Source organism: Pseudomonas moorei, from assembly GCF_042846945.1.
GTDB lineage: Bacteria > Pseudomonadota > Gammaproteobacteria > Pseudomonadales > Pseudomonadaceae > Aquipseudomonas > Aquipseudomonas moorei.
The window spans coordinates 2108076-2123203 of the sequence record NZ_AP035776.1 but is presented as its reverse complement, the minus strand read 5'-3'; the positions used below and the strand labels follow the sequence as shown (position 1 = coordinate 2123203).

Genomic DNA, 15128 nt, shown 5'->3' with positions numbered 1-15128 from the left:
CCCATAAACTTTTTTGATATACGCAAGGATTCGTACTGATCATGTTGAAAACCCAAAGCACCTACCTCAACTATCTGAAATCCATTCTGCCGCTCATTGTAGAAACCTCGATCCAGCCCGATGAGGTGACGCGGCTGCAGAACGATATCGAACATACCGAACTGCTCGTCCCCGTCATTGGTGCGTTCAGCGCTGGCAAGAGCAGCTTGCTGAACGCTTTCCTTGGCGAAAACGTCCTGGGTATTGGCCTGACGCCCGAAACCGAGTTAGCCACTGAGTTGCGCTACAGCAATGACCCGCATCTCCTGGCCATTCGCCTGGATGGCGGCAGTGAACGCCTGGACGTCAACGCTCTTGCCGGTATCAAGACTCGCGCCAACGAGTTCACCCACCTGCAGTTGTACCTGGATAACCCGCGACTCAAAGCCTCGCCCTCACTGGTGCTGGTTGACATGCCGGGGTTCGGCTCCTCATTGGCCAACCACAACAAAGCAATCGCGCACTACCTGCCCCGCGGTGTGCACTTCATCGTGGTGACCAGCGTGGAAGACGGCAACATCACTCAGTCGATGTTGCGTCAACTGGATGACCTGCAGACTTACGGGCGTGATTTCACCTTCCTGCTCAACAAGGTCAACCTGCGCTCGGACGAGCAAGTGCAAGAAGTCGCGGAACTGATCGACGAGCAGATCCGAATCAACTTTGTAGATACGCGCCCCCTGGTCAAGGTAGGACTCGACGGAGATGTCCAACTGGCCGAAGTGCTTGCGCGTCTGCAACCCGAACAAATTGTTCGCCAGGTGTTTGAAGATCGATTGAAAGATCTGACACATTCACTGCTTAACCAGATCAACCTTGCGCTGACCTCGCTGAAAAAGAACCAAGCCGAAAATCAACATGCCCTGAGCGAGCTGGCCAATGGTATTCGGCAGATCGAGCGCAAGCGCGACGGCATTCTTGAAGACCTGCGCGACAAGCAGCTGGACCGCGCTGTAGACAGCTGTCTCAATGCGGTCGGCCGTGAACTTGATAACGCTCAGTCGGAATTGGTCAGCGCCGGCCTGGCGGGCAATCAGGATGCTTTCTCGCGGATCGTATCTGAAGTGGTCCGAAGCTCGATGACCCGTACCATCAAGGAGCAGATGGACATTCTCAGCCGCTCCGTCGTCACCGACTTTGCGCAAGCCGTGGGTGACCTGGGTAAAAGCATGGGCCAGTTCAGCAACGATCCTAACTGGCTGGGCCAGATCACCGACAGGATCAACCGCACACTGCAAAAAACCGGAGAGACCCTGGGCCATTGGAGCAAATCGCTGGCCGAGCGCAATACAAACGAACTGGAAAGACTGAAAAAAGAAGGCGGCTGGAAGGAAGGAAGCCCGCTCCCCAAAGTGAGCTATCAAAGCCTGGCCACCGTGCTGGCAGTCACTACGTCGGTAGTCAATCCGCTGATCGAGCTGGCCATTATCTTTCTTCCGCAAATTCTGGCCTTCTTCAATGAGGGGCGCCAGCGCGAGCAACTCCGGCAAAAAGTGATCAATGAAATCATTCCTTCGGTTAAACGCGAGTTGCGGGATCGACTGCCGGTCCTGCTCGCCGAACAGATGGAAGTGCTGGTGACGCAAGTCAGCGTGGAGTTCGAGCGCGAAATCGGTGAAAAGCAGAAGCTCATCGATGAACTGGTCGCCAGCCGCAATCACGATGCCGAAGCGGCCGATCATCAGATCGCGCTACTGACCCGCGCCAGAGAACAACTGCAACAACTCGCCAAACAAGCCCTCTACGAGTCGCAGCAATGAACGCACAACACGTCCTGGATCTAAACCAACGCCTCCATCAATGGATGGAAAAGTACAACCCAGAGCTGGAAAAAGACATCGCGCAATGGCTGCGCAAGCACGCCATAGACAGCACCGAAGACCTGGACAAAGCCTTCAGCCAGTTGGTCGAAGAGAATCGCCTGCTGCAGATCGGCGTCGTGGGTCGAGTCAAAGCCGGCAAGTCTTCATTGCTCAACGCTCTGATATTCGACGGCCATGCGATTCTGCCCAGGGCTGCCACCCCAATGACCGCAGCGCTGACCACCCTGACCCATGGCGACACCTTCGGGGCCGAGGTTCAGTTCTATAGCGTGGCAGATCGGGAAAATATCGAGCAAAACGCCCTGCGTTACGAGCAACGATTTCGCGAAGAAAAGTCTCGCGCCTACGAAACGCTAAGCCAGCGTCGTCAGCGCAGTGGCCGACACGTAGAAGACGAGCAGTTCCATGCCGACGTCGAGAAAACTGCCCGGCGAGCCCTGCAAGGGGAACATTCACTGGCGGCTGCCCATGACCAGTGGCAGAGCATTCGCAACTCCAATGTGGATTTTAAATCCCTCGACAGCCTGGGCCGCCTGCAAGCAACGGATGCTCAGTCATTGGCCGACAAGTTGCTGGATTATGTCGGCGTCGGCGGCAACTACATGCCGTTGACCAAAAGCGTCGATATCTTCCTGCCGCTGGACTCGTTGCGTAACGTGCGCATCATTGACACCCCGGGGCTGAACGACCCTGTGCAGTCCCGCGAAGAACGCACGACAGCCTTGCTCAAAAATTGCGATGTGGTCTTTATCGTCAGCCCTGCCGGCCAGTTTCTTAGTGAGCAGGACATCGAGATGATGAGCCGGATCACCCAGAAAGAGGGTGTCCAGGAACTGGTGTTGATCGCCAGTCAGGTCGATAACCAGCTGTACGGCAGCGACACACGCCAACCCACGCTTCAGGGATCGCTGGACAAGATCACCCAGACGCTCAGTACGCACATGGTCGACACCCTGCAACGCTTGAAGGTCCAGCATCCGGAGATCGGTGCGACTTTCGACAACCTGATTGATAAAGGCGCCGGCAAAGTCCTGCATACCTCAGGCATGTGCCACAGCCTTTCGGTACGTTTTGACCAACAGAACGAATGGGACAGTGGCGAGCAGAAGGCGTGGGAAAACCTTCAAGCGAATTACCCTGACTTCTTTACGCCAGAGCACGCCGAACGTTGCCGAGGCAATCTCGACCTGCTGGCCAACACCGAAGCGCTGCGGGCGGTGCTGGACAGTGTCCGCGCGCAGAAGGACCGCATTATCGAAGATCGGCGCGAAGAGCTGATCCGCGCCAAGTCCTCGGCACTGGAAGCGTTCCGGGCCGACTTGCTGAACTTTACCCAGGCCAAGTATCAGGAAGTCCGCAATGCCGATATTGAGGACCTGAAGGCTCAGCGGCGCAAGCTGGACAGCCTGATGGTAGTGGGCACCTACGAGCTCGATAGCGTATTGAACAATTGCGCAAAAGAGTTTTGCGAGGATCTGAAAAAGGATCTCACAAAGGAACTTGAGTCTGCCTATCGCTCCACGCTTAAGGAGGTCGGTGCATCAGCTAGTGAAGAGTCGAAATCCAGAGAGGTGGTGCGCGACAGCATTGTGGCAAAATTTGCCAACTGGGGTTGGGGTGGCGGCACGGAAACTCACCACTACACAGTATTCAAGTTGTACTGGCGCCAGGTCTGCAACGAGCTGGAGGAATTTGCCGAAGGTCTGACAGGCACCCTGAAGAGCACAAGCGATGCCCTGACCAAAAAGTTTCGCGATAACCTGGTCAAGGAGTCGACTTCAGTCGCCAGGCGTCACCTTGGTGATGATCTGGACACGGCGTTGATCATCCGAACCAACCAGGGTCTGGCTGCCCGCCTCAAGCTCCCCGTCTTTGAACTCAGCAGCCAGGAACTCAGCAAACTCAAAGGCACCGGCAGTTACCTGTTGGACGATGAGGCACGAGATTTCCTGCACAAAGCCCGGCATCTTCTGGACGACCTCAAGGGACAGGCCAAAAAGCAAATCCGTCATTTGACGGATGACGTGACTGAAAAGCTTCCACACTCCTATGGCAGCGCATTTTTCCAGGATATGCAGGCGCGGATGGAACAGCTGGAAGAACAGGTCGGCAATGCGCTTCTAACCCTGGACCGCCTGCAACGCATGGCCAAGGAACTGGAGGCGGCATGAAGACTGAATTGTTTCCTCCGGCACTGATGACCCAACTGGATAAACTCGGCCAGTTGTTCATCCGGCGTCGCAAGCTATTGAGTGACGGTATTGTTGAAACACTCCAGGCTGCGGATGGTCAGCACGACGCGTTGACCCGCGAATATCAGGGCACAGTGGCGCGCCTTGAGGCGCTGACTTCCGACCATGGGCAACTGATCGAACACCAGGCTAGCACCGCCGCCGAGCTGGCCGATACGCGGCAAGCCTTGCACGGGGTGCAGCAGTCGCTGGAGCAGGCCAATACTGAGCATATGCATGCTCAGCAGACAGCGCGGCTACGCTTCGACACCTTGTCGACGCGTCATGCGCAACTGGTGCAGGAACGTAACAGCATTGAAGACGCTCGCCAGGTCCTCGAACAAAACATTGAGCAAGCACGCCTTGAACTGCAAGCCGGTGCCGAAGCGCTCAAGACGGCGGGTGAGCGTCACGAGGCGCTGACCCAAGAGCACCAGAACAGCCTGGAGCGCCTTGAAAAACTGACAGCGGAACATGGACAACTGACCGAATGCCAGGCCAGCACCGCTGCCGAGCTGGCCGACACCCGGCAGACACTCAAAGGTGTGCAGCAGTCGCTGGAACAGGCCCTCGACCAGCATCAGCGCGACCAGGAACAGGCGCGCGGGCGCTTCGACAGCCTGTCGATGCAACATGCCCGACTTGAACAGGAACGCAACTACGTAGAGTCGCAATGTCAGGCTTTTGAGCAGGCGCTGGAACAAACTCGCGTGGAACTGCAAGCTCGTGTCAAGGCGCACAAAACACTGCAACAGATCTATGAAGAGGAACGTAATAGCATTGAGGACGCTCGCCAGGTCCTCGAACAAAACATCGAGCAAGCGCGCCTTGAACTGCAAGCCGGTGCCGAAGCGCTCAAGACGGCGGATGAGCGTTACGAGGCACTGACCCAAGAGCACCAGAACACCCTGGAACGCCTTGAAACACTGACAGCGGAACATGGACAACTGACCGAGCGTCAGGCCAACACCGCTGCCGAGCTGACCAACACCCGGCAGACTCTCGAAGGTATGCAGCAGTCGCTAGAAGATGCCATTGACCAGCATCAGCGCGACCAGGAGCAGGCCCGCGAACGCTTCGACAACCTGTCGATGCAACATGCCCGACTCGAACAGGAACGCAACACCATAGAGTCGCAACGCCAGGCTCTTGAGCAGACGCTGGAACAGATGCGCCTGGAACTGCAGGTCAGCCTCAAGGCGCACGAAACACTGCAGCAGCGCCATGAAGAGGAACAACAACAGCACGCTCAGTTGGCGGACGAGTTTCAGGCGTTGAATCAACGCCACGGGGACACCTGGACGCGCTTCCAGCTCATCTCCCGGCTGCTCGCCGCTCGCCCACGGGAAAGTGCTGGCCTGGCCCGTTTCAGAGAGTTGCTGGCGAACGATTACATGGTGTTCGCAGACAATGAATCGTCCCTGGCTGCTGAAGCCAAGGCCCTCACGATGTTGCAGTCGATCCAGCAGGAACTGGCCTTACTCGTAGGCTTTCCAGACGTTCATGAGCGCACCATCGTCGGCATTGTCGGTGGCTTCAGCAGCGGCAAGTCCGAGTTCATCAACAGTTTTATCCGTGATCCAGAAGTACGCCTGGCAGTCGGCATGCAGCCAGTTACCGCGATCCCTAGCTACGTGCTGGCGACTGACGAGCGGATGATTCGCGGGTACTCGGCAAACGGCGGCCATATCAACCTGGATGTGGACTTCTACAAAAGCATTTCCCATGCCTTCATCAACTCATTCAGCTTCGACTTGAAGAGCTTGATGCCATTCATGTGTGTGGGTGTTCAGATGGACCCTGAATACTTCCGCGACATTTGCTTCATCGATACCCCCGGCTATAACCCACCGGCGACGGCAGCCGAACACAGCCAGGGTGACAAACGCACCGCCATCCAGTTTGCGCAGCAGTCCGACGCGATCATCTGGCTGATCGGCCTGGATTCCAACGGCACGGTGCCTGACTCAGACCTGGATTTTATCCAGCAGATCGGCGTCGAGCAGCGGCCGGTGTATATCGTTTTGACCAAGGCCGACCTCAAGTCCGAAGACGACATCGAGTACGTCATGGATGAGGTCCAGGACATCCTGCAATCGGAGGGAATTTCGGTTGTCGGGATCAGCGCATACAGCTCTACCCTGCGCAACGAAGTGGCTTATCGCGACGTGCCGCTGCTGGAGTTTTTTTCCCAGATCAACCAGCAGGGTGATGCGCGGCAACATCTGGATGGGCGTCTGCGGGAGGTTTTCTCGATGTATGACGAAGCCATCAAGGCGGATATCGCCACGATACGCGCGCAAAAAACAGCCATTAACGGACTTCGGCTCGACAGCCTGGAAATTGGTGGCAAGGACGTCTACGAGCGAATGCTCGGCCCCATCGATAAGCTCGACAGCAAGCTGGACATCGCGCCTCTGGAGCGCTGGCTCAAGGAATCACGACGACTGTTCGAGGCCTTCAGCGATGCGGTTCGGCTGACCGCAGAAATACCTGAAACAGAGGTGTGAAGCCGGTTTGGCGAAAACCGCCCCAACGCCCCTACTAATCACACACACCTCGTCAAAACCAAAAAATCGTAGAGAGTAAACCATGTCAGACAGCGCATTTGAAAAGGATTACTCAGACGACTCGTTCTGGGACAAAGTAAAAAACTATGCGAAATCCGCCGGCGAGGCAGCACTGGAACCGGCGTTGAAGATGTACTACGCCGCAACCGACTCAGATACCCCGACCTGGGCAAAAACCACCATCTATGGTGCGCTCGGCTATTTTATCTCTCCGATCGACGTCATACCCGACATCACGCCAATCGTGGGCTATTCCGACGACATCGGTGTTTTGTGCGCAGCGTTGGCAGCGACCGCTACCCATATCAAAGCCGAACACGTGGCTAAGGCGAAGGAAACATTGAAGCAGTGGTTTTCCTGATATGAGTGGAAACCTTACTTCGGTCCCGTTTGGAAGTAAGGCTTCACTATGAACAGATACAACCATCAGCGTCATGGCATGGCCCTGAACCATGCCCCCCCACTCCTCCTGCAGAGTCAGCCCCATGGATTACCAAACCCTCAAGGCGCGTCACCGACTTGAACGCGACAACCATCACGTTAACCTGACATTGCGTGTGCACCGATCCTTGAGCTGGTTGCAACGCGCCGAACAAGCTGACGATCCGGACGGTCGCTTCGTGTTCCTATGGATTGCCTTCAACGCCGCTTACGCAACTGACATCGACGAGAACTATCGGCTATCCGAACAGGAAACCTTCCGCGCCTTTCTGCGCAAGCTTTGCGATCTGGATCGCGAACGGCAGATAGAGAAACTGGTCTGGTCCGAGTTTTCGGGAAGCATCCGCGTGCTGCTGGATAACCCGTACGTTTTCCAGAGCTTCTGGGATCATCAAAACGGCAAGATCACCGAGCAACAATGGAGCGAGCGTTTCGCCGACGGCCGACGCAGAGCGCAGTCTGCCCTGGCACAACGCGATACCGCCGATGTACTTGCGGTGCTTTTCAATCGCATCTACACCTTGCGCAATCAAATCATGCATGGCGGTGCGACCTGGGATAGCAGTATCAACCGACCACAATTGCGCGATTGCGGCAAACTGCTCGGCAAGCTGGTGCCATTGATTATCCATCTGATGCTGGAAAATCCCGATACGCTCTGGGGTGACGCCTGCTATCCAGTCGTGCAGTCCTGAGTGTCAGGGTTAATCAATCCCTGCCACTGGCTGCCTTGCGCCAAACATCGTTCTCTCGCTCCATCTGCTTGTACTTCTGGTAAAGATCAAAGCTCTTTTTGAGTACCACGACCAAACCCACGGTTGCCAGTACGTTCTTTAGCATTGCCCATCTCTCTCTGGTCCATTTTGTGGATTTCAGACTAAGACTCAGGCACGACAGATTGTGTCGAGCCTGGATCATCACTGGCCACAATTACCACGACACATTTTGACCACCCCTCGCCCCATCCTGTCTCCTCCACAGCATCAGGACATTCAGCATGGGAACCCGCCTCACCCCCTTCGCCCACGACAGCCGCCGCGCTTGCGACACTTGTGCACTCTCGCTGAAGTGGAGTTTCCAACTGCTGCTGGACCTGGGGGGGCATCAGAATTTAATCAGTCGACACGGGTTCAACGATGATGATCTGGCCCGTGAGCTAGGCCTGGCTAAATGGGTAGACCGAGACGAGTACAGCCCGCCGCAGGCCTTATCGGCCCTGCGTCGAGCCGCTCGCGCTTTCGAGGCAAGCCATCCGGATACACCCTACCCGGATCGCCTGGGGAGCAATCTTGAAGCATTGGGGACTTTATTGGGGCTGGGAGAGTCAGAGTTGCGGGTACTGGGGTTCTGCGTACTGATGCATATCGACCCGGTGCTCAGTGATGCTACCGATCAGTTGGGCATGGTGGGATTCAATCGCGCCATGAAAGTGCTGGCGGTATTGTTGGGCCTGCAGCTCCCCGAGGTCGAGGCTTGCCTGGCGAGTAACAGCCCCCTGATCCGGGCAGGCTTGCTGGAGGTGGGGAGCAATTCCCGCGCCTCTACAGCGCTGAGCTCGATGTTATCGGTGAGCAATCAGGAGCTTCCTGGACTGCTGCGATTCAGCAAGGGCACATCGCTGGAGTTGTTTGCTTATGCCTTCCGTCTGAGTCCGCCAGGCAGCCTGAGCCTGGAGCACTACCGACACATCAAGCAGCCACTGAACATCGCTGAACGCTACCTGGCCAAAGCCTTGGCACAGGGCCGTCAAGGCGTAAACATTCTGCTTTATGGCCCACCAGGCACCGGCAAGACTCAGCTCAGTCGACTGCTCGCAAAGAGCCTGAGCAGCGCGCTCTATGAAGTGGCCTGCACAGACAGCGATGGCGACCCCGTGCAGGCAAAACAGCGTCTGTGCTCCCTGCGTGCGGCCAATAGCGTACTGCGCTCGCAACGGGCCCTGCTCGTACTGGATGAGATCGAGGACATTTTTCAAACCTCCAGCACCGACACACATAGTCGCTCGCAGAAGGGCTGGATCAATCGCATGCTGGAGGAGAATGCGCTGCCGTGTTTCTGGTTGAGCAATAGCATTGAGGCTATCGACGCGGCACATATACGTCGCTTCGATCTAGTGATCGAGATCCCCAATCCGCCCTTGGCGCAGCGCAAGCAGGTGCTGCGTGAGTGTGGCGGAGGCAAATTGAGCGATCAGTTGATCGAGCACCTCAGTGCCCATCAACAAGTAACACCGGCGGTGCTGGAGCGAGCCGTGCGCGTAGGCCGCAGTGTAGGAAACCGTACCAGCAAGACGTTGGACACGACGATCCGATGCATCCTCGACGGTACGTTGAAAGCACAGGGCCTCGATAAACTGCAACATGACGGCGCTAGCGGCTTACCTACCTTCTACTCTCCACAATGGATCAACGCCGATCACGCTCTTGACGGACTGGTTGACGGACTGCGCGCCCATCCCCAGGCACGCCTGTGCTTCTACGGTCCGCCTGGCACTGGCAAAACTGCCTTTGGCCAGTGGCTGGCGCAAGAGCTGGGCAAGCCGTTGATGGTCAAGCGCGTCTCCGACCTGGTTTCTCCCTATGTCGGAATGACGGAACAGAATCTGGCGGGCGCCTTTGAGCGCGCGCAACAGGAAGACGCAGTGCTGCTGCTCGATGAGGTTGACAGTTTTTTACAAGACCGGCGCAAGGCGCGTCAGAGCTGGGAGGTGACCGCGGTCAATGAAATGCTCACGCAAATGGAGAGCTATCAAGGGCTGTTCATTGCCTCGACCAACCTGATTCGGGACCTGGACGAGGCTTCCTTGCGGCGCTTCGATCTGAAGATTCATTTCGGCTACCTGGGCCCAGCCCAGGCCCAGGCATTGTTTGCCGCACACTTGAAAACGCTCGCATTAAAAGACCCGCAGCACAGCGCCGCCAATCGCTTGCGAGGTGAGGCACAACTGACCCCGGGTGATTTTGCAGCAGTAGCTCGCCGAGGGCGTTTCAAGCCATTCGCCAGTGCCGACGAGTTGGCGGGGGCGCTGCTGGCCGAGTGCCGACTCAAATCCGTCGGGCAGCAGCGCCCCATCGGCTTCATGCATTAACCAGACTAAAGGTTGCCGGGTTGTCGCCGATAGGCAGACAACCCGGCAAATTTGCTAGCCACAGGCCAGCTTCAACACTACAAGGATGAATTCTCTTGCCTTCAGCCAAGACCCATACCGCGTTGAGTCGTCAATGGGAGCTGCTGCAACAGCTGCCCAAACGCGCCCCTGGTATCACAGTGAGTGAATTGCTGACCCGTCTGACGGCGGCAGGCTACTCCATCAGCCGCCGCAGTATCGAGCGCGACCTGCGTGATCTGTCCCTGGTGTTTCCATTGCAGTGCAACGATGGTGGAACGCCCTTCGGTTGGTATTGGAAACCGGGCGTGAGCGTCGAGTTGCAGGGCATCACCTTAACTGAAGCTGTCAGCCTGGCGCTGGTCGAAGACGCCGTGCGTCCGCTACTTCCGGGCAGCATGTTGAGCGTGCTGGAACCGCGCTTCGAGCATGCCCGGCAAAAACTCAAAGGCCTCGAAGACGGTAACCCCGCCGCTCGCTGGCCCGACAAAGTTGCGAGCGTTCGGCCGGATTTCAATCTTCGAGCTCCGGAAATCCAGGCAGAAACGCTGGAGGCACTGCAGCATGCCCTGATCAGCGAGCAGCAAGTTCATTGTCAGTATTACTCGGCACACACCGACAAACTCAGTGAACTGACTCTCAACCCCCTGGCGATTGTCCAACGTGGGCTGATCACCTATCTCATCGCCACTGCCGCGCCGTATACCGATGTCCGTCAGTTCGCGGTGCATCGCTTTCGTGAAGTAACGGTGCTCGACACGCCATGCCAAGGGCTGGAGACGTTTGAACTGCAAACCTACCTGGCCACCGACGCTTTGCAGTTTGGCAAACCGGAGAAGATCCGGCTCAAGGCTTGGGTAAGTGAACGTCAGGCAAGGATGATTCGAGAGACGCCGTTGAGCACAGACATGGTGCTGGAGGAGCTGTCGGATGGTTTTCAGGTGCAGGCGACCGTCAACAATACCTGGCAACTGCACTGGTGGATTTTGTCATTGGGTGATTCGTTGATCGTGCAAGAACCGACGGAGCTGCGCCAGCAGATGGGAGACACATTGCGGCGGGCGGCTGCAGCGTATGGACATACAGAAGGCAAGGTGAGCGCGATGTAATCCGTCAGGATGGAGCTCCAGCCTGGGGGGGGTAACAGCGAATAGTCTACCTAGTGGAACGGTCGCGTCAGCCTGGCCTTAAAGATTTCCAGACCGGTAGCAGGCCGGACATTCAAAGCGGTGTGCTGGCATGAGGGGCAGTTGGAAAACCAGTCTACTCCCTCACGCAGCGCATCGCTGAGTGGCAGTGTAGTTTTGCGCCAGTGACATTGGGGACAGGTGAATGTGAAGGGATGCGGTGGCCAAGGCATGGAAGTACGCCTGTCAGTAGTAGAAAAAAACGAGTAGCCGACACCGCTCTGTGTCAGGCCGAATCACCGGCGCGTTTGTCCAGTTCCTACTTCATCTCGTGGTATTCGCGGAAGAACTCGTAGCCCTTTTTTACAACGACGATGGCGCCAATGACTGCAAATAGATTTTTCATGCTACGGCCCCTTACTGGTTGGCTGATTTGTGCAGTTCGGATGGTGTAAACCATTCGGCCTAGCGCTGAGGCGAGCATGAGGGGCCACCGCGACAAGACGCGTCGTGATCGGATGAGCCATCGGCTTTTTGGTGAAAATCGCACCCTGCATGCACTACTTCTGCAAGAGCCCATTCACCAATCGATAAGCCTCAGGCAATTCCATCCTCCCGCCTTCCACCGCCTCAATCAGGCGCAGCGCCTTGTCTGCACTGATGACATCTTTCTCAATCACCTCTCGAAGTGACGAAATAAATCCGCACTTATCCAACAGTGTGACAGCTCCCATGCGCTCCTTGGCCTCCATCTCAGCCAACCGCTCCTGATAGACCAGCAACAACTCCTGCTTGCGGCCCTCTGACATCGCACCGCCGCGAATCCAGCGCGAGACGCTGTAGGCCAGAACGCCACCGGCTGCCGCAGCGCCTAGTGCCCAGCCAACTGGCGTCGCAGCCACGGCAGTGACACCCACCCAACCGGTGGCTGTGGTGAGGACCGGAATACTGGTCGCACCCGCGATACTCGCCACCGTACCTGCTGCAGCGGCGCCGAGGCCAATACCGAGCGTGCTGATGCCCACCTCCCCCAGGATGCGTACACGATCGTGGGGCCTGCGCTCAAGCTCATCAATGACCTGGAGTAATTGCTTCTTGCTGACCTTCGGTGGCCGACTCATGATGTTTTCGCCGATACAAATTCAGCCAGGATGATCTGCAACGTCTCAATGAACAGATCAAAGTACGTCCGAGCGATCTCGATCAGGTTCTGTGGAAGCTCCAGTAGGTTCACACCTGCGCCGCTCCCGGTCGGCTGCTTATCGCTTTGATGACCGGAGACCGCGATGGTCAGGCCAAGCAGTGCACCCAAAGGCGCCAAAATAGAACCGAGCAACGGAATCGCCGCAACCAGCGAAGCAATAGCCGCACCCAATACGGTGCCAATGGCCAGGTTTTTATGCGCCGTGATGAAGTCGCGCAACTTCATCACGATCAGCTTGCCGATGGAAACAACCTTGTTACCGATGCGCTGAGTCACGTTAACCAGCTCTTTGAGCCGTACGGCGATTTCGGGCGACAGACCGCATTCCCGCAACCAGATATAAAGATCGCTACTGACCATGGAATCACTTTCGGCTTGCATGAGTGCAAGCTCCAGCTCCGCTTGAGCCTTTGTAAAAATTGCTGTCATCGCACTTCCTTTTTGAGCGTGCTATCTACGTTCACTGTATCGGCGCCAAACACGGGGACCTTGAATCAAGGCCCCCATACCTCACACCTAAGGCAGTAAAGCCTGCAGAATCTCAACTTTGCGCTGCAGCTGCTCCACATGAGCCTTCTCTGCCCGCAGCGCCGATTTCAACTCGCGATTTTCTTCGGCATGCCAGCTCAGCCGTTGCTGGCGCTCCTTTGTGGTCGCATGCCAATGCTCGAGCAATCTCCAGGCTTTGTTAGTCTGCAGATACTGCACCAAAAGCATTAGCAGGATCATCAACAGCATCAGCATCGCTACCGACGCCGTCCAATCCCAACCATCCATAAACATGTCCCTCATGTCGTCAACTCCAAACTTGCCAGAGTCACGATATGTAGTGTTAAACGACACGTCTAGAATGTAGACTTATACAGGTAAAGTATTCACTCACATGGAGGCGACATGAAACGCAAGCAAACCATCGCGCAGGTCCGTTGGGACCTCGCCCTTCGCTACCGACTGATCGAAACGGTCGCATGGTGGGAAGGCCGGCTGACCACGGTGCACTTGATGCAGAGCTTCGGCATCAGCCGTCAGCAGGCATCCAAGGACATCAACACCTACATCACCGAACATGCGCCCAAAAACCTTACATATGATCGACAGATCAAGGGTTACGTGCCGAGCAAACAGTTCAAGCCTCTGTTCATCGACGACAGTGCCAGCGCTTACCTGCACCTCCTTTACCAGAACAATGCCCGAGCGCCTCACGTCGAGGGGCTGGCGTTGGCCTACGCCCATACCAAAGTGTTGGAGGTGCCGAATCGCTCGATCAAGGCTGAGATACTTCGCCCCCTGCTCAAGGCTTGCCGGGAGCACCTGCGCCTGGACATCGACTACGTTTCACTGAACAGCCCCAAGCCTGAAGGGCGAACCATCGCGCCGCATACACTGGTCTACACAGGCATGCGCTGGCATGTGCGTGCCTACTGCGAAAAAAACCGCGAGTACCGGGACTTTGTATTGAGCCGATTACGCGGTGCCCCTGAGTTGATGGACGGTGAAACCGAGAATGGCATCTCGGACGACGACCAATGGAATAGCGAAGTCAATGTCATCATCAAGCCAGATGAACGCCTGACGCTAATGCAGAAAGCGATAATCGAAGGGGATTTCGGGATGGTCGATGGGCGACTGCAGATTCCCTGCCGCCAAGCGCTGGTCAAGTACGTGTTGCAGCGATATCAAATTGATCCAAAGAACATGGACCCGAAACCTGAGGCGCAACAGATCGTGGTGGAGAACCTGAAGGAGTTGAAACCCTGGCTGTATGACTGATACCGGTCCCTTTCGACTGCCCTGTTCGCGACAAGCTTGCCGCTGGCACTCGACTCCAAAAAATACCGAGCCCTGACGCAGTGCGACATGATCTGTCGCACGAGTGAATCAAGCTCTGCATCAGACCCCACGAGAGAACGCGATATTGAATAATCTGGAAGCTTTGAAGCTGGTGGAAACCACGTTCACCGAGATACTGAACGCCGACAAAGTGTCCGATCTGAAAAAGATACTGACTTCCGATCCCCTGCTGGAAAAATGGCAGATGGACCGCAACAAGTACCCAGAATTGCAGTTGAAGTTGACGGACCACGACATCAGTTCCCTCATGAACAAGGTTGGCAACGATCTTCGCTTGCATATGGACCTCAGCGCCAAACTGGAAACGCCTTTGGAGAAGCTGCTCTACGCCCTGGTCTGGAAAAACGGCGACCTGCAAAAAGTGGCTCACATCATCAAAGGTGCAGCCGATGTCAGACCAACTTCGCTGACTAACGGCCCAGGCCAGGTATTCAGACAGTTCGGTCGGCATCTAGCTGATCGCTCGGAATCCATTGTCGATCAGCACGTGCTTCGAGCCTTCGAACTCTATGAACAGGTCAACGACCCGGACTCTGCCAAGGTCAAGAGCATTCGCAAGAAGATCAACTGGGACAACAATGTCGACTGCATCGAACGCTACAAACGCTGGCTGTGCGTGCACTTTAAAAAGCGTCAGGATGCCGAATCTGGATACGTGGTGAACATCGACATGGTGCTCTTCGCACTTGGTCGAGCAGTAAAGATCACCAGCAAGCGTGGTGAAGCGTAATCCCAT

At 56.3% G+C, this 15128-nt stretch carries 12 protein-coding genes; 9 read left to right on the top strand and 3 right to left on the bottom strand.

Translation table 11 applies throughout. The annotated features are described in order from the left end of the window. The first annotated feature begins 41 nt into the window (after window positions 1-41). The 7 genes from ACGJAX_RS09815 to ACGJAX_RS09785 all read left to right on the top strand — a co-directional run bounded on the left by ACGJAX_RS09815 (window position 42) and on the right by ACGJAX_RS09785 (window position 11319). On the top strand, window positions 42-1799 hold the full coding sequence (locus tag ACGJAX_RS09815; RefSeq protein WP_390958651.1) for a dynamin family protein: 1758 nt from the start codon (window positions 42-44) through the stop codon (window positions 1797-1799). Beyond that, window positions 1796-4033, top strand: coding sequence for a dynamin family protein (locus tag ACGJAX_RS09810; RefSeq protein ID WP_390958649.1), 2238 nt, complete (start codon window positions 1796-1798; stop codon window positions 4031-4033). Before ACGJAX_RS09815 ends, ACGJAX_RS09810 begins: the two co-directional genes overlap by 4 nt. Next, window positions 4030-6603, top strand: coding sequence for a dynamin family protein (locus ACGJAX_RS09805; protein WP_390958647.1), 2574 nt, complete (start codon window positions 4030-4032; stop codon window positions 6601-6603). Before ACGJAX_RS09810 ends, ACGJAX_RS09805 begins: the two co-directional genes overlap by 4 nt. A gap of 82 nt (window positions 6604-6685) precedes the next feature. Continuing rightward, window positions 6686-7024 carry a DUF1232 domain-containing protein gene (locus tag ACGJAX_RS09800; RefSeq protein WP_390958645.1) on the top strand — a complete coding sequence of 113 codons (339 nt, stop codon included), beginning with the start codon at window positions 6686-6688 and terminating at the stop codon, window positions 7022-7024. Window positions 7025-7148: 124 nt separating this feature from the next. After that, entirely contained in the window at window positions 7149-7799 is a 651-nt protein-coding gene (locus ACGJAX_RS09795) for a HEPN domain-containing protein (RefSeq protein WP_054920560.1), read from the top strand. Window positions 7800-8101: 302 nt separating this feature from the next. Next, window positions 8102-10192, top strand: a complete 2091-nt coding sequence (locus ACGJAX_RS09790; RefSeq protein ID WP_390958643.1) for an AAA family ATPase — start codon at window positions 8102-8104, stop codon at window positions 10190-10192. Between the two features lie 95 nt (window positions 10193-10287). Then, window positions 10288-11319, top strand: coding sequence for a WYL domain-containing protein (locus ACGJAX_RS09785; RefSeq protein WP_390958641.1), 1032 nt, complete (start codon window positions 10288-10290; stop codon window positions 11317-11319). Window positions 11320-11897: 578 nt separating this feature from the next. On the opposite strand, the gene ACGJAX_RS09780 is transcribed toward ACGJAX_RS09785, so the two are convergent. From ACGJAX_RS09780 to ACGJAX_RS09770, 3 genes are all read right to left on the bottom strand, one after another. After that, the gene (locus ACGJAX_RS09780) at window positions 11898-12458 is read right to left on the bottom strand and encodes a hypothetical protein (protein ID WP_390958640.1); all 561 of its coding nucleotides are present in this window, start codon (window positions 12456-12458) and stop codon (window positions 11898-11900) included. After that, on the bottom strand, window positions 12455-12970 hold the full coding sequence (locus ACGJAX_RS09775; protein ID WP_390958638.1) for a hypothetical protein: 516 nt from the start codon (window positions 12968-12970) through the stop codon (window positions 12455-12457). The genes ACGJAX_RS09780 and ACGJAX_RS09775 overlap by 4 nt, the downstream gene beginning before the upstream one ends. An 87-nt stretch (window positions 12971-13057) precedes the next feature. Next, window positions 13058-13333, bottom strand: coding sequence for a hypothetical protein (locus tag ACGJAX_RS09770; RefSeq protein ID WP_017528827.1), 276 nt, complete (start codon window positions 13331-13333; stop codon window positions 13058-13060). A gap of 102 nt (window positions 13334-13435) precedes the next feature. Between ACGJAX_RS09770 and ACGJAX_RS09765 the strand changes: the two genes are divergently transcribed. Next, a complete protein-coding gene (locus tag ACGJAX_RS09765) occupies window positions 13436-14311 on the top strand; it encodes a WYL domain-containing protein (RefSeq protein WP_390958636.1) in 876 nt (291 codons plus the stop codon). A 145-nt stretch (window positions 14312-14456) separates the two neighbouring features. Continuing rightward, window positions 14457-15122: a hypothetical protein gene (locus ACGJAX_RS09760; protein WP_390958634.1), complete on the top strand. Its 666-nt coding sequence runs from the start codon at window positions 14457-14459 to the stop codon at window positions 15120-15122. Window positions 15123-15128: the final 6 nt, after the last annotated feature.

Coding starts and splice junctions, on each gene's coding strand:
- ACGJAX_RS09800 (WP_390958645.1), top strand. CDS start 6,686: ATGTCAGACAGCGCATTTGAAAAGGATTACTCAGACGACTCGTTCTGG.
- ACGJAX_RS09795 (WP_054920560.1), top strand. CDS start 7,149: ATGGATTACCAAACCCTCAAGGCGCGTCACCGACTTGAACGCGACAAC.
- ACGJAX_RS09790 (WP_390958643.1), top strand. CDS start 8,102: ATGGGAACCCGCCTCACCCCCTTCGCCCACGACAGCCGCCGCGCTTGC.
- ACGJAX_RS09780 (WP_390958640.1), bottom strand. CDS start 12,458: ATGAGTCGGCCACCGAAGGTCAGCAAGAAGCAATTACTCCAGGTCATT.
- ACGJAX_RS09770 (WP_017528827.1), bottom strand. CDS start 13,333: ATGAGGGACATGTTTATGGATGGTTGGGATTGGACGGCGTCGGTAGCG.
- ACGJAX_RS09765 (WP_390958636.1), top strand. CDS start 13,436: ATGAAACGCAAGCAAACCATCGCGCAGGTCCGTTGGGACCTCGCCCTT.
- ACGJAX_RS09815 (WP_390958651.1), top strand. CDS start 42: ATGTTGAAAACCCAAAGCACCTACCTCAACTATCTGAAATCCATTCTG.
- ACGJAX_RS09775 (WP_390958638.1), bottom strand. CDS start 12,970: ATGACAGCAATTTTTACAAAGGCTCAAGCGGAGCTGGAGCTTGCACTC.
- ACGJAX_RS09805 (WP_390958647.1), top strand. CDS start 4,030: ATGAAGACTGAATTGTTTCCTCCGGCACTGATGACCCAACTGGATAAA.
- ACGJAX_RS09810 (WP_390958649.1), top strand. CDS start 1,796: ATGAACGCACAACACGTCCTGGATCTAAACCAACGCCTCCATCAATGG.